Source organism: Rhizobium sp. NLR16a (assembly GCF_017948245.1).
In the GTDB taxonomy this organism is placed as follows: domain Bacteria; phylum Pseudomonadota; class Alphaproteobacteria; order Rhizobiales; family Rhizobiaceae; genus Rhizobium.
Genome location: NZ_CP072866.1, coordinates 234,636 through 252,978, shown reverse-complemented (window position 1 = coordinate 252,978; position 18,343 = coordinate 234,636). Strand labels below are relative to the sequence as shown.

The 18,343-nt window shown below is 58.8% G+C and carries 16 protein-coding genes; 10 read left to right on the top strand and 6 right to left on the bottom strand.

From position 1 onward, the window contains the following. Window positions 1–13: 13 nt before the first annotated feature. The 3 genes from J7U39_RS20900 to alr all read right to left on the bottom strand — a co-directional run bounded on the left by J7U39_RS20900 (window position 14) and on the right by alr (window position 3,546). Window positions 14–1,033: an AraC family transcriptional regulator gene (locus tag J7U39_RS20900; RefSeq protein ID WP_210632154.1), complete on the bottom strand. Its 1,020-nt coding sequence runs from the start codon at window positions 1,031–1,033 to the stop codon at window positions 14–16. 80 nt (window positions 1,034–1,113) lie between these two features. Beyond that, window positions 1,114–2,382 (bottom strand): D-amino acid dehydrogenase, encoded by a 1,269-nt coding sequence (locus tag J7U39_RS20895; protein ID WP_210632153.1) that lies wholly within the window; start codon window positions 2,380–2,382, stop codon window positions 1,114–1,116. 30 nt (window positions 2,383–2,412) lie between these two features. Next, entirely contained in the window at window positions 2,413–3,546 is a 1,134-nt protein-coding gene (gene alr / locus J7U39_RS20890) for an alanine racemase (protein WP_210632152.1), read from the bottom strand. Between the two features lie 125 nt (window positions 3,547–3,671). Between alr and J7U39_RS20885 the strand changes: the two genes are divergently transcribed. Further along, entirely contained in the window at window positions 3,672–4,136 is a 465-nt protein-coding gene (locus J7U39_RS20885) for an Lrp/AsnC family transcriptional regulator (RefSeq protein ID WP_210632151.1), read from the top strand. Between the two features lie 17 nt (window positions 4,137–4,153). Here the strand turns inward: J7U39_RS20885 and J7U39_RS20880 are convergent, their stop codons facing one another. Beyond that, window positions 4,154–4,879: a LuxR family transcriptional regulator gene (locus J7U39_RS20880; protein WP_210632150.1), complete on the bottom strand. Its 726-nt coding sequence runs from the start codon at window positions 4,877–4,879 to the stop codon at window positions 4,154–4,156. Window positions 4,880–5,034: 155 nt separating this feature from the next. Further along, window positions 5,035–5,673, bottom strand: a complete 639-nt coding sequence (locus J7U39_RS20875; protein ID WP_210632149.1) for an acyl-homoserine-lactone synthase — start codon at window positions 5,671–5,673, stop codon at window positions 5,035–5,037. A 181-nt stretch (window positions 5,674–5,854) separates the two neighbouring features. Here J7U39_RS20875 and J7U39_RS20870 point away from each other — a divergent pair, with 181 nt between their 5' ends. From J7U39_RS20870 to J7U39_RS20830, 9 genes are all read left to right on the top strand, one after another. Further along, window positions 5,855–6,199 (top strand): helix-turn-helix domain-containing protein, encoded by a 345-nt coding sequence (locus J7U39_RS20870; protein WP_210632148.1) that lies wholly within the window; start codon window positions 5,855–5,857, stop codon window positions 6,197–6,199. A 247-nt stretch (window positions 6,200–6,446) separates the two neighbouring features. Next, entirely contained in the window at window positions 6,447–7,880 is a 1,434-nt protein-coding gene (locus J7U39_RS20865; protein WP_210632147.1) for a glycoside hydrolase family 15 protein, read from the top strand. Between the two features lie 94 nt (window positions 7,881–7,974). Continuing rightward, complete coding sequence (locus J7U39_RS20860) at window positions 7,975–9,846, top strand: GMC family oxidoreductase (RefSeq protein WP_210632146.1); 1,872 nt, start codon at window positions 7,975–7,977, stop codon at window positions 9,844–9,846. A gap of 101 nt (window positions 9,847–9,947) precedes the next feature. Next, the gene (locus J7U39_RS20855; RefSeq protein WP_210632145.1) at window positions 9,948–11,066 is read left to right on the top strand and encodes a ferritin-like protein; all 1,119 of its coding nucleotides are present in this window, start codon (window positions 9,948–9,950) and stop codon (window positions 11,064–11,066) included. Beyond that, window positions 11,063–11,554 (top strand): hypothetical protein, encoded by a 492-nt coding sequence (locus J7U39_RS20850; RefSeq protein ID WP_210632144.1) that lies wholly within the window; start codon window positions 11,063–11,065, stop codon window positions 11,552–11,554. Before J7U39_RS20855 ends, J7U39_RS20850 begins: the two co-directional genes overlap by 4 nt. A gap of 39 nt (window positions 11,555–11,593) precedes the next feature. Then, window positions 11,594–12,532: a myo-inosose-2 dehydratase gene (gene iolE, locus J7U39_RS20845; protein WP_210632143.1), complete on the top strand. Its 939-nt coding sequence runs from the start codon at window positions 11,594–11,596 to the stop codon at window positions 12,530–12,532. A 127-nt stretch (window positions 12,533–12,659) separates the two neighbouring features. Beyond that, a complete protein-coding gene (locus J7U39_RS20840; RefSeq protein ID WP_210632142.1) occupies window positions 12,660–13,688 on the top strand; it encodes a TIM barrel protein in 1,029 nt (342 codons plus the stop codon). 102 nt (window positions 13,689–13,790) lie between these two features. Then, the gene (locus J7U39_RS20835; RefSeq protein WP_210632191.1) at window positions 13,791–14,615 is read left to right on the top strand and encodes an MBL fold metallo-hydrolase; all 825 of its coding nucleotides are present in this window, start codon (window positions 13,791–13,793) and stop codon (window positions 14,613–14,615) included. A 38-nt stretch (window positions 14,616–14,653) separates the two neighbouring features. Continuing rightward, window positions 14,654–16,309, top strand: a complete 1,656-nt coding sequence (locus J7U39_RS20830; protein ID WP_210632141.1) for a thiamine pyrophosphate-dependent enzyme — start codon at window positions 14,654–14,656, stop codon at window positions 16,307–16,309. A gap of 116 nt (window positions 16,310–16,425) precedes the next feature. Here J7U39_RS20830 and J7U39_RS20825 read toward each other — a convergent pair whose 3' ends face one another. Continuing rightward, window positions 16,426–18,189, bottom strand: coding sequence for an EAL domain-containing protein (locus J7U39_RS20825; protein WP_210632140.1), 1,764 nt, complete (start codon window positions 18,187–18,189; stop codon window positions 16,426–16,428). Window positions 18,190–18,343 lie beyond the last annotated feature (154 nt).

Genomic DNA, 18,343 nt, shown 5'->3' with positions numbered 1-18,343 from the left:
GCGCGTCGGCGCCCTAGCGCTTTGCGGTCTGCGACGGCAACTGGCCGAAGCGCTTCCTGTAGTCGGCTGCAAATCGCCCGAGATGGGTGAACCCCCATCTCAGCGCGATTTCGGCGATGGCCTGGGTTCCGTCTGATTCCAGCAGCTCGCGATGGGCGGCAATCATTCTGATTTCATGCAGATAGGCGATTGGAGTGGTGTTCCTGAACTGACGGAAGCCCTGCTGCAAAGTCCGAACGCTTACCTTGGCCGCCACGGCGATTTCGCTGAGGGAGATCGGTTCGGCGATGTGTTCCTGCATGAAATCCATGGCCCATTTCACATGGCGCGGGGCCGGGAGCGGAGCGGCACGCGCCAACTCCTCCGAATAGTGATGGGGACATGTCTCCAGAAGCAGGTAAACCGCCGCATCGCAGAGCGATTTTACGGCCAGTGGTGAGCGCTGCAGCAAGCCGTTGCCAGTGAGACCGCTGTGGAGGTTCGAGACAAGTTGCTGCAGGAGGAATCCCGGACCGGCCGTCAGATCGATGTCGGTATGGAAGCCGATATCGCCGCTGATCGTCCGCTCGCACATATGGGTGAGCTGCGCGGCGATCTTGGCGCGATCGATGAAAAGGCAGAAATGACGGCGGGGGCCGATGATCCTTGTTCCCTTGACGGCGCCCTGTTCCAGGATCACCCCGCGACCGGGTAGCGAATATATCGGCTCCCGCTTGCCGCCGAACAACATCATCCCCTGCGTCGGCAGGAACACAGCCAATCTATCAGCGACCCCGTCTCGCCTGCTGGAAATCGAGCCTTCATAAGAGCAATCGGCCACGCTTACATCTTCCATCGAGATGAAATTGCAGCGATACGCGATGGGCATCGTGCCTTCGGTCGAGACCCTTATTGTGGATGTCGGCGTCGACAGTGCTTCCGCGAGCTCATCCGCGTCGGTTCCGTTCTGCACCGTTGCCCGAAACGACACATTCGATACGGCCGACGATTGGACCACGCTGCCTGGTGCATGCCGATCGGGGCTAACGGACATTCGTGACCTCCTACGGTGATGCCCGCGAGTGACAGGCAATTTGTACCATATCGTTCATTCCTCCTGTCGTCCATTTCGCGTCAGCCGTATCGGCTGATTGCCAGGTCCTTGGCGTCGATTTCGGGCGAACGGTTGCTGACGAGATCGCCGATCAGCCGGGCCGAACCGGTGCTCATGGTCCAGCCGAGCGTGCCGTGACCGGTATTGAGGAACAGGCCGGCGACCTTGGTCGGGCCGATGACCGGCGTGCCGTCCGGCGTCATCGGGCGGAGGCCGGACCAGAAGGAAGCCCTGGAAACATCACCGCCGGGGAAAAGGTCGGTGACGGAATGTTCGAGCGTGCTGCGGCGAGCGAGACCGAGATCATTGGTATAGCCTGATATTTCGGCCATGCCGCCGACGCGGATGCGGTCGCCGAGCCGAGTGATCGCGATCTTGTAGGTTTCGTCCATGACGGTCGATTCCGGCGCGCGTGACGCATCGTTAATCGGGATGGTGAGCGAGTAGCCTTTGACCGGATAGACCGGCAGGCGGATACCAAAGGGCTTCAGCAGCAGCGGCGAGTAACTGCCCAGCGCGACCACCACAGCCTCGGCACTGATCCGCTCGCGGTCCCGAACGGGATCGGGAGCGGTGACAATCCCGCGCACGCGGCCTCCCTCGACATCCAGCGCCTTGATCGTCGTCCCATAGGCGAAACGCACACCGAGCGCCTCGGCTTTGGCGGCGAGCGCATTGGTGAACTTGAAGCAGTCGCCGGTTTCGTCCTTGGGCGTCAGCAACCCGCCGACGATCTTGTCGCGTACGTGCCTGAGCGCCGGTTCGACGCGAATGCAGCCGTCGCGGTCCAGCAGTTCATAGGGAATGCCGTCGGCGGCCAGCGCCTTGACGTCCTTGGCCGAAGCATCGAGCTGCTGCTGCGTGCGGAACAGCTGCAGGGTTCCCTGCATGCGTTCGTCATAGGTGATGCCGGTTTCTGCGCGAAGCTCGGCGAGCGCAATGCGGCTGTAATCGGCAAGGCGCAGCATGCGGCTTTTGTTGATCGCGTAGCGCTCGGAGCTGCAGTTCGACAGCATCCTCGCCATCCATGAGAGCATGGCCATGTCCAATTTCGGGCGCAGGATGAGCGGCGCATGTTTCATGAACAGCCATTTCATTGCCTTCATCGGAATGCCGGGTGCCGCCCATGGCGAGCAATAGCCGAAGGAGACTTCGCCGGCATTGGCAAAGCTCGTCTCCAGCGCCGGCCCCGATTGCCGGTCGACGACGGTAACCTCATGGCCTGCCTTGGCCAGCTGATAGGCGGATGTGACGCCGACGATGCCGGCACCCAGAACGATGACTTTCATGATGTCCCCAAGAATGAAGCCAGCCGGCTCTCAGCGATATTGCCTGTGATACCGATCGCCGAGACCGGTCAGGATTTCATAAGATATGGTGTCGGCATCGCGCGCAATATCCTCAAGCGTCTGATGCTGCCCGAGCACCTCGACAAGACTGCCGAGCGTCAGCGCGCCTTCGGGCAGCGCCGATATATCCACCGTGATGCTGTCCATCGAAACGCGGCCGACGATCGGCAGGCGCGTGCCCTTGTAATAGACGGCGCCGCGGTCGCTGAGGCAGCGCGGCAGGCCGTCGGCATAGCCGGCGGCAATGGTGGCAAGACACATTTCCCGTTGCGCGACATGCGCGCCGCCGTAACCAACCTTCGTGCCCGGTGATACGGTCCGCGTCTGCACGACGGCGACATCGAGGCTGACGACCGGCTCCATCAGGTTCGGCGCGCCGGCGCTCGCAGCGCCGCCATAAAGCGCGATGCCCGGCCGGGCGAGCACGCCATGATAGGCTTCGCCGAGGAAGACGCCGCCGGAATTGGCGAAGGAGATGTCGAAGCCTGGAAATTCGTCGGCGATGCAGGACATTTCTGCCAGCTGGTCGCCATTCTGCTCGCCATCGGTCTCATCGGCCGAAGCCAGATGGCTCATGATGAACAGGACTTCGATATTGGTGCCATTGCGAAGGGCTATCGCCAGATCCGCCCTTTCCTCCGGGGGAAAGCCCAGCCGCGACATGCCGGTGTCGAATTGCAGGACGGCCGGCAGGCAGCGCTTCAGCGCGCGCGCCGCCGCCGACCATTGCTGCCACTGGGCTAGCGAATTCAGAACAGGGACAATATTCATTTCGGCGCAGGCAATTTCATTACCCGGCTGCAGGCCGTTCAGCACGAAAATCTGGGCGTCCTGCGCAAGCACCGGCCGGAGCATCGCCGCCTCGACGAATTGAGCAACGAAGAAATGCCGGCAATCTTTGCCGTAGAGCGTTTTCGCCACCCGTTCCGCGCCGAGTCCATAGGCATCGGCCTTGACGACGGCGCCCGCACGAACCGGCGCCAGCATCGACACCAGCTTGCGATAATTGCGGCCGAGCGCAGCAAGATCGACCGTCAGGTAGCCTGTAGCCCCCTGCATGGTCGCGGCAGTATGTGCATGCGAAACCAAAATATCGCTGTCCATGTTCACCCTCTTGTTTCCCTGCAGTGTATGAAAGAATAAGCGATATTGCAGGTCAAATTTGTCATTGATCATTGCATCCATTGCATCTTATGCGCATGATCGGTGAAAATTTGGAATAATCGATCATGCCCGCCCTTGACACCACAGATCGCAACATCCTCAGGCTCCTGCGCCTCGACGCCCGGATGAGCAATGCCAAGCTTGCCGTCGAGGTCGGCCTGTCGCCGTCTGCTTGCCTCAGACGCATCAAGATCATGGAAAAGACGGGCGTGATCCGCGGCTATACGGCGCTTCTCGATACGAGCAATGCGGATGCGATGATTGCCGTTATCATCAACATCACCCTCGAACGGCAGACGGAGGATTATCTCGACCGTTTCGAGGCGGCCGTCCGCCGTCATCCGGAAATCCGCGAATGTTTCCTGATGACGGGTGGATCCGACTATCTGCTGCGCGTGGAAGTCGCCAATGCCGGCGAGTTCGAACGGATCCACAAGGAAATATTGTCGGCCTTGCCAGGCGTCCTCAGGATTCACTCCAGCTTCTCGATCCGAAACGTTCTGGCGACGCGCGGCAAAGGCAAACGCTGAGCAGGGACCGGACAGGCTTATATCAGTTCGAGCGCAATCGCCTTGGCGACCGCTTCGCTCGTTGTCGCGACAGTCAGCTTCCGGCGCGCCGAGGCGAGATAGAGCTGCACCGCGCTGAGCGAAATGGACAATCGGGCGCCGATCTGCTTTGCCAGAAGGCCATTGGCCGTCATCTCAAGGCATTGCATCTCGCGGCGCGACAGTTGTGGAAAATCCGCAACCGCGCGCATGCCCGACAAGACCATTGCCCGGTCGTGAAGGTGATGGGCGAGATACTGGAGGTCGCGCATGCTGTCGATGCGGAACTGCCGCCAGTAAGCATCGGGGTGATTGGAGGTGACTGTAAACAGCGATCGCTCACCTTGCGGGCCCCGCACCGGGAGGGTCACGCCCTGCCGGCCGACGCCGAAGGCCATCGCCTCCTTGAAGAAGCCGTGCGCCCGGCCTGTATCCCATTTAGACGCCGACCATTCCACGGGCAGGAAGCCGCGCCGGCCGAGGCGCACGACGGGATCGATGCTGAAATAATCCCGGGCAAGATATTGTTTCACCCATTCGGGCGGATAGGTCAGCATCAGCAATGGATTGGCCGGCGCCGCCCCTGCGAAACGGGTCACATGCAGAACCATGTGCGAGATCGCATAGATATGGCGGACTTCGTCCAGCGCTGTTTCCAGATCCTGCAATGTCGGCGATGCGGAGATCCGCTCCAGACAGTAGAAAAAACGAGAACTGCTCAGCATGAGTGGACTCGTGGTTGTCTAATTTTCCAACTGCTCGCATTGGTAACATTTCGCGGATGCCGAGAACAGCATATTTTCTAACAGCCGCGGCGCGACATGAAGAACAGGTTAAAGACTGACGATTCCATTACAGAGCGGCGGGATAGCGACTGGGCTTACCGCATGCCGGCATCGACAAGGGCTCCGGCAGGATTGGGAGAGGCTTGCTCCAGAAGTTGGGACAGGTTGGCACGAAGTGTCCGACAATTCTCCGCCGTCACATCCCATAGGCCAACATACAGCGTACCGATCTCCGGCCGGGATCGGGCAAGCGCCGTCGGCCTCCAACCGATCCTGCGGTACACAGCAATCATCGCAACGTCATAGACGCCGACAATGCTCTCGATACCGGTGTCGAGCGCAAGATCGCAAAGCCCTGAGAGCAACTCCGTGGCAACTGCGCGCGATTGCTCCAATTGCCCGGCATGCGGATGGAGGCAAAAGCGGGTACATTCCCAGGTCGTCGGGCTATCGACGTCGATGGGCTGATCGAAGAAATGCCGGAACTCGCTTTTGAGCATCGTCGCTCCAGTGGTCGGCAGCAGTCGCAGCGAACCTGTCAGCGTGCCGGAAGGTTGGTGCGTGACGAGATAGACGGGATCCTCGGCCTCGTCGTATCGGTCCCTCTCCCATTGATCCCGGACATCGACCTGCCATCCCAGTCGATCGCGAAAAACGGCGGCGCGAGCCCGAAACATTTCATCGAAAGCACGTCGATCGGTATCGAGCATGTCTTTGGTGAGTATCCGCAACATATCCGTCCCTCCTGATGTGCTGACGTTTCACAACAGGAGGCCGAGCGGGAGCAATCTGGATATTTCACCAGATTGACCGGTGCTTGGTTTTGCCTTCCCCTTCCATAAGAAGTTTCTGATATTCGTAATCGAAAGCTCTTGGTTATTGCCAATTTTAACGCAACCAGCGGGAGGATTCTTGATGACCCACGACATTGCACGCGGCAGACGTATTCGAGAGGCGATATCCCGGGGCAAGTTCCGGAAAGTTCACGCCCTGGCGGCCGAACTCGACGTATCCGTCGCCGCCGTCTCGCGCTGGCAGAATGGCGGTCATACCTCGCTGGAAAGCGCCTGCGCGCTCGCCGACCTGCTGGACGTCTCCCTCGACTGGCTGCTGCTCGGGCGCGGCACGATGGACTGGCATAGGAACAGCGCGATCTCCCCCACGGAATTGCAAATGATTCTGGCGTTGCGCAACCGGTCAGCGGCAACACGGTCCAATCTCGTTGGGCTGGTCGAATCCATCCCGCCGGAGCACCCGTAAAGCCAAGCGCAATTCTCTGGGATTTTTTGACCTGAAGTTAACACGTTAAGGTTGCCAAAAAACAAAATGTCAACGATCTTTCCAGTTAAAGGTGCAATTGTAGCGAGGGCAGACGGCCAACCACCCTGCCCTCCGCAGAGACCTTGTGTTCACTCTCAACGCCCATTCGACCGCAATATTTCTCTCATCCGGGTCCGGAATATTTCCTCGATTCCGGCAAGTCTCAACCGATTTTGGAGTCCGTCAAATGACAGTTGCGCTTTGGAGTCAGTCCATGACGGGTGCGAACCCGGCCCATATCGGCGCCAATGCGCCTATGGTCAAACCGCGGCCTGCCTTCGCGCAGACAGATCTGATCGCATTGTCGCGCTATTTTTCTCTTCTGATGATGCGCAACATCACAAGCGATGGCTATGTCATCGAGGATCCCACATCGCCGGGCGTCTTTTCGGCCCCCGGCTGCGTCATCGCCGCCCCCTCCTACCCTGCGAACACGCCAGGTGTCGACCAGGACTACGTGTTCAACTGGGTCCGCGACGGGGCCATTACGGCCATCGAGATCGCGCTAGCCGGATTGCTGCCCGTTCCGGGCGGAGTTTTGCCGAGCTTGGTCGACTATGTGAACTTCGCGGCGCTCTGCCAGGCAAATGCGAAGAATTCCGCGACCGTCACACTTGGCCACGCCTGCTTCACCATCACCGGCGAGGTTCGCCCGTGGTCGGAGCAGAATGACGGGCCGGCCATTCAGTCGATCGCGATCCTGACCTTGTTCGATCAGCTGGATGGCGCCACCCAGGCGACCGCCAAACAATTGGTCGAAGCCAATCTCGCTTATCTTCTCGACGTTTACCAGAACAAGACCACAAATCTCTGGGAGGAATATGAAGGCTATTCGTTTTTTGCACGAGCCGTACAGCTGCGCTTCTTCCGGGAGATTTCCACAAACACGATCGGCATTGCGGTGCCTGCCGGGGTGGCCGATGCCATCTCATGGCTGGAAAGCCAGCTGGCCACCCACTGGAACGGGCAGCTCTATGTGAGCATTCTGGATGCTGCCGCGGAGCAAGCCGGTTATGACGCGAACATCGATATCGTCTCTTCGATCTGCTACGGCGGGATCGAGCCGACCGATACCAAGCTTCTGGCAACGGCGGCCATCCTGCGGCGTCAGTGGGCCGATCCTTCGTCTTCGAACTATTACCCGGTCAATGGCGCCGACGCGGCCAAAGGGCTCGGACCACTCTTCGGGCGTTATCCAGGCGACCATTACGATGGCGATGTGGCGGCTCCAGTGGTCGGCGGGCATCCCTGGGCTCTGTGCACCGCCAACTTCGCCGAGTTTCAATATCGGCTTGCCAATGCCATCGATGCCAGCGGCGCCATCCCCCTCGATCAGTTCTCCGAACCCTTCTTCGCGGAGCTGGAACTTGGCGCATCCAGCAGCGCCGCCGACGCGTCGGCTGCCCTGCGGGCTTCGTCTGACGCCATGCTGCGCGCCATCGTCTATCACAGCGATCATTATGAGCTGAGCGAACAGTTCGATGGTACCGTCGGCTACGAGAAAAGCGTCCGGAATCTGACCTGGAGCTATGCCTCCTTTCTCTCCGCAGTCAGAGCCCGCTCTGCCGCCGCCCCCGCCGCCAAGTCCAAACCCCGAAACTCCCGCGGCCCGAGATCATGACGATTTCAGGCCGTCCGGCCTGAAATCTCGATTGAGTTCAGAACGCATGATCCGCAAAGCCTGATGCGGCTTCCGGGACTAATGGAGAACCAAAGTGCTTTTTCCCCTCGAATCAGCGATAAGAGCCGATGCCAAAACCGTCGCAGAGTCTGATGACTACGATATCGTGATCGTCGGCAGCGGCGTTTCCGGAGCAATCATTGCCAAGCAGGCTGCGGAAGCGGGCAAGCGTGTCCTTGTCCTGGAAGCCGGAACCGGTGCCAATACCACTCTGGCAGGCTATGACAATCTGCTGACGACCTTTTATTCGGCAGCCTCCAAGGACAACCAGTCGCCCTTTCCGCTGAATGCGAACGCGGCCATCCCCCGCAGCCCGCAGCTTCGCAAGCTGCAGGCGGGGGAAACCGATAGCTCGAACTATATCGTTCAATCCGGCCCTTATGTCAGCGATACGACATATACCCGTATTTTCGGCGGAACGACTATGCACTGGGAGGCGAAAACGCCCCGTCTGCTTCGCTCGGATTTTAAAACGCGCACGCTTTTCGGCCAGGGGCTGGACTGGCCGCTGAGCTTTGAGGAAGTCGAGGAGGATTACCGCCTGGCCGAGCGGGAAATCGGCGTATCCGCGAATGTCGAAGATCAGCAATATCTCGGGCAGACCTTCCCGGACGACTATGTCTTTCCCATGCGCGGCCTGCCGCTTTCCTATCTGGATCAGCAGGTCAACAAGGGCATCGAGGGCACCAGCGTCGAACTTTACGACAAGACCTATCCCCTGAAGGTCAGGCCCTACCCCCAGGGGCGCAATGGCATACCAAACCCGGCCTATGACGGTGGGAAGGGCTACCGTCCAATCGGCGCGGTCGATACGCATCAGGTCGAAGAGGGCGGTCGCTGCCAGGGCAACACCAACTGCGTACCGCTCTGTCCCGTGCAAGCGCGCTACCACTCCGGCAAGACGCTAGCCAAGGCGTTCGCGGTAAGCGGGGAAAGGGGCGAGGGGCTTGTCGAACTGTTGCCGCAGGCGGTCGCATCCAAAGTCAACATCGATCCGGATAACGGGAAAGTCCGCTCTCTCGAGGTCAAGATTTACAAGGACCCGGCCTCACCGGCCCACGAGACCATCACAGTGAAGGGCAAGGTTTTCGTGCTTGCGGCAGGCGCCATCGAAACGGCGCGTCTTATGCTGGCCTCCGGCCTGCGCAGCACCAGCGGTCTTGTCGGACGCAATCTGATGGACCACGCCTATCTGCTGAACTGGGCGCTGATGCCGGAAATCTGCGGCACGATGCGCGGAACAAGTTCGACGGGCGGTATCGTCGACCTGCGGGACGGCCCTTTCCGCGAAAGGCAAGCCGCCTTCGCCATCGATATCCATAATGACGGCTGGGGTTGGGCCACGGGTGCGCCGACCTCCGACCTTCTCGAACTGGTCGATGACCGCAACCTCTATGGGGCCGATCTTCGGCGCGGCATGATCGACCGGGTCTCGCGGCAGTTGCTGCTCGCATTCATGATCGAGGTCATGCCCGTCGAAAGCAACCGCATCACGGTGGATCCGCAATATACCGATGCTCTGGGCAACATGCGGCCCATCCTGTCCTTCACGGTTCCGGAATACACCATGAAGGGTGCGGCCTATGGCCGCCAGTTTGCGCGCACCATCTTTACCCGCCTGGGCGCGCAGGATCACACCCGCTACGATCCCAGCGATTTCGGCTATGTGGCCTATGAGGGACAAGGCTATGCGATTCGCGGCGGCAATCATCTGGCCGGCACCCATATCATGGGAACGACGAGGACCAATTCCGTCGTGGACAAGAACCAGCGCAGCTGGGACCACGAGAATCTCTATCTCGTGGGGGGCGGCAGCATGCCGACGATCGGCACCGCCAATGTCACCTTGACGCTGGCTGCCATGTGCTTCCGAAGCGGTCGCAACATTCTGAAGTCTCTGCATTGAATGAAGGCCGGCATATCCATTGCGGGACCGAACCGATGGGTTCGATGCGAGCGACACGAAGCCGGCCAGTGCACCCAACTTATCTTTCATGGAGCATGAGCATGGATTCCTACAGTATCAAGACGCTCGACGAGCTGAAAGAGTTTCTCTTCCGGGCGATGCAGCTCGAGCATGCGACGATTCCGCCGTATCTGACGGCGCTTTACTCGATCAAGCCTGGCGTCAACCAGGATGCAACCCAGGTTCTGCGTGTGATCGTCGTGGAAGAAATGCTGCATCTGACGATCGCGGCCAATATTCTGAATGCCATCGGCGGCAAGCTGGATCTTGTCAGGCCGGACTTCGTAGCCAGCTATCCCGCCGCCCTGCCGGACGGTGAGACCGATTTCAAGGTCGGCATCCAGGCTTTCGGCCGTGAGGCGCTGGCGGCCTTCCTGAAAATCGAGCGGCCGGCCCGGCGTCCTGAACATCTTATCGGCAAGGGCCTGATATACCGCAAAACTCCGCCCGGTATCACCGCGCTTGGCAGCCATCCGAGACATGAGGACTTCCATTTCTACAGTATCGGCGAGTTCTACTCCACTATCGAGGAAGGCATCAAATACCTGGAAGCCGAAGCGCATGGGGCGGGCACAACCATCTTTACCGGCGACAGGTCGCGCCAAATCACCTCGGAATATTATTACTCCGGCGGCGGCGAGCTGTTTCCCGTGACCGATCTGAAAAGCGCCTTGGAAGCCATCGAGCTCATCATCGAACAGGGCGAGGGCGACGGTGGCGGTATCTATGACGATGACGACCACGAACTGGCTCATTACTATCGTTTCGAGGAACTGGTCAAAGGCCGCTATTACCAGAAGGGCGACCAGCCCGGCCACCCCACGGGTCCGCACTTGCAGGTCGATTGGGAGGGCGCCTATCCCATAAAAGAGAACCTGAAAGTGGCGGACATATTCGAGGGTTCGGAACTGCGTGAGGCGGCGATCGCCTTCAACACCCGCTATGGCGAATTTCTCCAGCTTTTGACGCGAGCCTATAACGGCCAACCCAGCCTGCTGCTGGAGGCCGTTCCGATGATGTTCGAATTCCGCAACATGATCCTCGAACTCATCCGCAATCCGCTGCCGAAGCATCCCGGCAAGAACGGCAGCCCCACCTATGAGATCCCCGGCGGTATCAAACAGCCAGCCGTCACCCGGCAGGCGGAGGTGAACGCATGACCAGCCGTTTCGAGCCATTTCTGGGTCTTTCCGCGGAATTGACGGCCTTTTCCCACTTCGATCTTCTGGGAACCGGCCTGGCGGAAAGCTATCTCGCCACGCTCGACAAGGTAGTCGGCGGCGAGATCACCGACGCGCTGCTGGCCGCTTTCACCGCCCTGCCACCGCCGGAAAGTGAGGCCCGTATCCAGGCAGTGCGCACGACCATTCTGGGTCATGAATTGCTCGGAGACGTGGCCCGCGCGCTGATCAAGCTCTGGTATTCCGGCACCTGGTTCGAGCTGTCCTCCGCCTGGACGGAGCGCTTTGGCCCCAGGCCTGCGAATATCACCTTCGTCGTTTCTCCCGATGCCTATGTCGAGGGTCTGCTCTGGAAGGCGATCGGAGCCCACCCTGCAGGCGCCAAGGGGCAAGGTTTCGGCTCCTGGGCCTTTCCGCCGAAGATTCCGGCTTTTTCTCCGGCTCTCGATTTCCAAAACCTGACCTGACGTCACGTCCGCTTGTCTTCAAAGAACTGGATCATTGCCATGACGACATATCTGCATCGACTGACGCCCGCCAAGGTCTGGCTCGGTGTCATCCCCACGCTCTGGTGGAATGACGATTTTATCAACATCGACATCGGCATCCCCTACGAGCAGGCACTGAGTGAAATGGCGCTCGCCGGCTATGTCGGATGCGGCGTCGGCCATAAATATCCGACGGATCCGAAAATCTTGCGGCCTGCCCTCGAACTCAGGGGATTGCGGATTTCCGAGCCTTGGGTGAGCACCTACTTCACCATCAAGGCGATGAACCGTCACACGCTTGAAAGCGTCGATGCTCAGCTCGACTTCCTCGAAGCGATGGAAGGCGGCAGCGACGATCCGCGCAGGGCCGATCTCGTCGTCGCCGAATTTGGCGGAGCGGTCAATCCGCTTCCGGTCGCACTGTTTCCGAATTGCCCCGAATTCTCCGAGGACCAGTGGAAACAGCTGATCGAAGGCCTGCACGCAGCGGGAGAGAAAGCCAGGGCCCGTAACCGCCGGCTCTGCTATCACCCGCATCTCGGAACGGGGGTGATGAAGACGGAAGCGATCCACCGGCTCATGGATGAGACGGATCCTCGCCTGGTCAATATGCTTCTCGACACCGCGCACCAGGCGGCTGCCGGTGTCGATCCGCTGGCGCTGGCCAGAAAATACGGCCACCGCATCAAGCATGTTCACCTGAAAGACATTCGCGCCGAGGTGGTTACGAGGATTCACAACAGCGGATTGTCCTTCCAGCAAGGGATCGAGGCGGGGATCTTCACCGTGCCGGGCGACGGCTCCATAGAGACCTTTCCGGAAATTCTCGATGCGTTGGCCGAGGCGGATTTCGCCGGGTGGATCTGCGTCGAAGCAGAGCAGGACCCGGCCAAGGCCAATCCGCTGCAATACGCGAAAATGGGCCGCGAATATCTGCGCAAGCTGCTTGGATGGTAGCCCGGCGCGGACCGCTTGTTTCAGCCCGATGGCAATGTGAGGGAGGCGGGACGGATCTCGCCTCATCACAATGCAGGGCGAGACGTCATCCTGAACCACGCATTACTGGATAGCCACAGCTGGAGTGATGAAGATGGAAGAGGCACGCAGACGAGATATATATTTCAGCTTCTTTATGTTTACAGCCGATCTGAGGCCGAATGACGCGGGCTATACCCAGGTTCTCGTCAGACATCTGAAAGCTCTTACCGAGATCGGCTACACCGGCTTCGATGTGCATATCGCCCCTGGACCGGCCCATGTCAGTCATCATGCTGAGGTTGAAAGCTATATCAGCCTCAGACGAGCGTTCGATCGGGCAGGCTTCCGGGATGTGAAATTCACTACCAATGTGGGGACCACGCGAACCTTCGATCCGACCTCGTCCTACGAGGAACAGCGCAAGCAGGCTTTGTCCTATCTCAAATCCCGCGTCGACATTACTTCGGTGCTGGGCGGGGAGAATACGATCATGTCGGGGCCGTTCCTGTACCCCTATGGCATCTTTCCTCTGACGGATGACGGTGAAGGGATCTGGAGCGACGCGCTTCAGGATTGGATGACGCCACGATATGCGGCGGCCGCCTCCATCTTCCGGGAATTGGCGCAATATTCTGCCGAGAAGAGGGTGAAGCTCGCCATCGAACCCGTCAAGAATTGGGAAACGCCCGGGCCGACCATGGTCTCGGAAGCGCTGGATTTTCTCGAAAGCGCCGATATTCCGGCCTGTGGCGTCACGATCGATACAGCTCAGGTCGTGATGGAAAGCCAGGGGCCGGCAATCTTCAGGAAAAATGTCGCCCGAGCAGCACAGCAAAGCCGGCTGAATTACGTTCATATCTCGGCGCCGGACCGGGGCACGGTCAGAGATAGCTGGATTCCCTGGGAGATCATGCTGGATGAAATCGAGCCGGTCTATTCCGGCCCTTATCTCGTCGAAGTCTTTAACGCAATTCCCCCCTTCGAGAGCTCGATGCGAATGACGCGCAGACGATTCTGGCGGCCCGGCGAGGACGCGCCAGAGGCGGGCGTCGACAGCGCCTACGACGTTGCGCGCGCAGCCCTGATGACATTGCAGGAAAAGATCGCGTCCCACGGTCGTCGAACTCATCCGTGACGGCGCTCTGGCGCACATTTTGGAAACAAACCTGGGAACGTCTCCGCCATGCCGGGCGAACGTCAAACCGCAGCAACCGACCTTTCAATCAGGGAGATACCTATGGTGGCGCAATTGCCGGATCCCATCAAAATCGTCAGGCGAGCAGGCGATGTCCGCATTCATACTTTCATTTCAGCTTTCACTGATGACAACATCGCCAATGCAACGCACATCATCGAAAGCAGAAACAAGCTTGTTCTCGTCGATGGGCAATTCCTCGTCCCCTATGCGCTGCAATTCAGGGCGTATGCCGACAGTATCGGCAAGCAAATCGACCGGATTTACCTGTCGCACAGGCACCCTGACCATTGGTTCGGCCTGGGAGCCGCATTCAGCGACATTCCAATTCATACATTACCGGAAACGAAGGAATTCCTGAGGCAGCATGGGCAGGAGTCCCTGAACGACCATTGGAAGCTGGGCAACCTCGTTCCGAAGAGCTTGGTAATTCCTGAAAACACCGTCCGCGCCGGCCACGAGATCATCGACGGAGTCAGATACGTATTTGATAAAGTCGTCGATACGGAGATCGATTTTCTCCTCACCATAGGTCTTCCAGACCTGGGCGTTTTTATTGCGCAAGACCTGATCTACAGCGGAACGCACCTTTATCTGACGAAATACATGGAGCATTGGATCGGGATTTTGCAGGGCATGCTGCTGTCCGACTATGACCTGTTCCTTCCCGGTCACGGCTTTCCGGCCGACAAGAACGAAGTTGCCAGAAATATAGAGTATTTGTCAGCCGCCATGGAGGCTGCCGGCAACGGGCTCACCAATGATGCTTTCAAGCGCTTCCTGCTGGAAAGATTTCCCGAGCGAAAATGCCCCGGAATATTCGACATATACATACCGCGCTTATTCGATAACGCGAGCGAGTTCTAATATTGATCAATTTCCGTCAACAGGGGAGCCGTTGGACCATGGGCGATACATACACGGTTGGACAATATCTGGTCGACAGACTTGGCGAACTGGGCCTGGGACACCTGTTTTCCGTAGCGGGCGATTATTCGATCGAATGGGTAAACAGCTATGTCGAAAAAAGCGGTATTCAGGTCATCGAAGAGGTGAACGAACTGAATGCCGGTTATGCCGCCGACGGCTATGCGAGACTGAAAGGAATTGGCGCGCTGTGTGTTACCTATTCCGCAGGCTCGCTTTGCGCGACAAATGCGATCGCCGGATCTTACGTCGAGAAAGTGCCGGTCGTTCTGATCAACGGTGCGCCAAGCATCCAGAAAACGCTGACATTCGAACAAACCGGCTACAGTTCGCATCACTTCATCAGCGGACGGGAAACGGATCTTCAGGTGTTCGAATACATAACCGCCGCTACCGTCCGCATCGACAGCCCTCATCTTGCGCCAATGCTCATAGATTATGCGCTGACACAGTGCATCACGGAAAGACGTCCGGTCTACATCGAGTTGCTGGAGGATATGGTCGACCTGGAATGCGCGCGCCCGTCGAATGCATTGAAGGCGGCGCCCGTCATATCCGACGAGGACAGTCTCAATCAGTCGATCGCCCAAATCAGCGAAAGATTGGAGAATGCCACCAAACCCTTGATCTGGATCGGTGTCGAGATCGACCGGTTCGGCCTTCACGACCAGGCGGAGCGGCTCCTTCGCGACCTCAAAATTCCCTACGTGACCGAGCTCCTGAGCAAGGCCATCCTGTCGGAAGACGATGTCCAGTTTGCCGGGGTGTTCGATGGCAAATCGTCGTCACCCTATGTCCAGTCCTTGGTCAAAGACGCCGACTTCGTATTGGCGCTGGGCGTCTGGTTGACTGATATCAACGATTTGGACTGGCCTATCGATCTTGATAAAACCGCATTCGCCTCTTGGGATACGGTAAAATACGGCACGATCTTCAACGCACAGGTTTCGCTGGCGGATCTCGTCAACGGCTTGATCGACAAAAGGCTGACGTGCAAAGCCCAAACTCTTCCGGCGAAAACGGCCCGGCAAGCGCCGGTCGTGAATCCGGCAGCCGAAATCACCTATCAGGGCTTCTACGATTTCATTCAGCAGCAGATCGACGATAATACGATCGTTGGTGCCGACGCCAGTTTGAATTATTTCGGGAGCCTGCTTCTTGAAGTGGGTGCTCGCCGCGGTTTCATCGTCCAATCATCCTATTCGGCGATCGGTTATATCGGCCCGGCCGCGACCGGGGTTTCGCTGGCGAAGCAAGATAAACAGAGACTGCTGGTCTTTGCGGGGGATGGCGGGTTTCAGATGACCGCTCAATGCCTCTCGACTCAAACCCGTTTCAATCTAAACCCGATCGTCTTCGTGATGGATAACGGCATCTATGGCGTGGAGCAGTGGCTTGCCGATGCATCGGTTTTCCACGGCAATAAGCCGTTCTACAATTCATGCATTCTGCACCGATGGAATTACAGCAAGTTGGCGGAGGTCTTTGGCTGCCAAGGCTGGAAAGTGGATACTTATGGCGAACTGCAGAGCGCCATAAACGGCGCCAAAGAAAACCTGAACAGCCCGTCCATCATCCAGGTCGTCGTGCCTCAGCGGTCGATCCCCGACAATGCGAACTGGAAAGCAAGGTAGAGCGATTCAGCTTTAACGACCCGCATAACCGCTCTAGCCTGCTGTATTCTACGCAATTCCGACGGAAAACAGTAGGTTGACGGGGAGAAAATGGTGAGGCCGCCGAGTTCTCTTCATCAACGCGCACGCACGACATCCGGTTGCCCGAACTCCAGTGCCTCCTGCTCCAGTCGCGCCGCCAGATCGGCAAACGACTGCGGCCGTCCAAAAGCATAACCCTGGAGAGTGTGGACGCCGAGATCGGCGAGTACTTTGGCATGGTCGAGCGTTTCCACCCCTTCCGCAATCACTTCCATGTCAAGCGCCCGTGCAATGTCGACCAGTGAACTTACCAGCCGACGGCTGGGCACGGATTGTAGAATCGGCATCACAAGCCGGCGGTCAATCTTGACACGGTCTGGTCTCAGCTCGAGCAGGCCCAGCAAGGAGGCATGTCCCGATCCGAGATCGTCGATCTCGATGTCGATACCGAAGGACTTGATGGCCTGGATGTTCTGGCGCACGCGATCGCTCAGGCTGTCCAGGAATATCGTCTCTATCAGCTCGAAGCTCAACCGGCCGGGCGGGATCTCATAGCCGCCGAGCTTCGTTGCCAATTCGGGATCATCGAGACGATCGGCGGAAAGGTTGACGGATAGCCGTATACCCTCCAGCAGGGAGGCCGAGGATTTCATATCCGACAGGACAGCCCTCAGGACGACATCGTCAATCTCTGCGACCAATCCGTGCGACGAGGCCAGAGACAGGAAATGCGCCGGGGCGAGAATTCCTCTCGTCGGGTGGTGCCACCTCGCCAGCGCTTCGACACCGTTTACCCGCAATGACTTGGCGTCGACCTGCACCTGGTAAAATGGACGGATCTGGCCAAGCGCCAGTCCGGATCGCAGATCCTGGGCAAGCTGCCTTTCATTCGCGAGCGTCGAAGCCATCTCCTCGGAAAATATCTCGGCGCGATTCCGGCCGTTCCGCTTGGCGTGGTACAAGGCCAGGTCGGACTGGGACAGCAGCTTGGCGAAGTCTGCGCTCATGGCGCTGGCCACGCCAATGGAGCACTGCACGCTCAGCATCTGGTCGCCACCAGGAAGCGGGCTCTCCAGACGTCGCTGAATATGATCGAGCACGGCCTTGGTCTTGTCGGACTCGCCCTCGATGATGACGACGGCGAACTCATCGCCGCCGAGCCGTGCCGCGACGTCACCCCCGGAGATGGCCTCCAACAGAATCTTGCTGACGTGACAGAGAACGAGGTCGCCGACCGCATGCCCGAAACGGTCATTGATCTCCTTGAAATGGTCGACGTCTATATGGAGAAGCGCGACCTTGACGCTCGCCTGCCTGGCAAGCTCGGCCAGGGCGAAATCGAAGCTGCGCCGGTTCAAGAGACCGGTGAGGTGATCGTGATCGGCGGCAAACCGAGCTTCCGCCCGGCTCCTCTCCAGCTCCTTGTTGAGGAGAACGTCGTCGGTCACATCCCATTCGGCGCCGACAAAGCAGGGGTCACCGGCCGCATCGACGAAGTAGCGAGCGCGCGAGCGCAGATGGCGGATCGCTCCATCCGGCCGTATGATGCGAAATTCGGATGCATAATCCGATTTGGTTTCGATGGCGCGCAGAAATACTTCATTGGTCGGCGCCAGATCGTCGGGGTGGACGCTGTCGAGCCAGATAACGTCGAAAGGTGCCTTCGGAACGCCATAAATCAGCTTGAGCTGCTCGTCCCAACGCGTCTGATTTTTTGCGATGTTGTGCTGCCAGATTCCGATCCCGGACGCCTCAAGGGCCAGACCAAGCTGGCGAAGCAGGTTCTCAAGCTCGACGTTTGTTCTGGATTGTTTATTGCTCAAGGCGATCTCGCTGTTTCCTCCGCCCGAATGTCGCATTGAATATTTTAAAGAGTGCTAATCGAGGGGCAGACAACGGAGGCGAAAGTCCCAGTTGGCCGTGGCACGGCTGTGTCATAATCCGCCCACCTCTGAGAACGAGACGACGGCTCCAATCGCGCTGTTCGCTGCCACGCTTCACCCGCGCCCATTT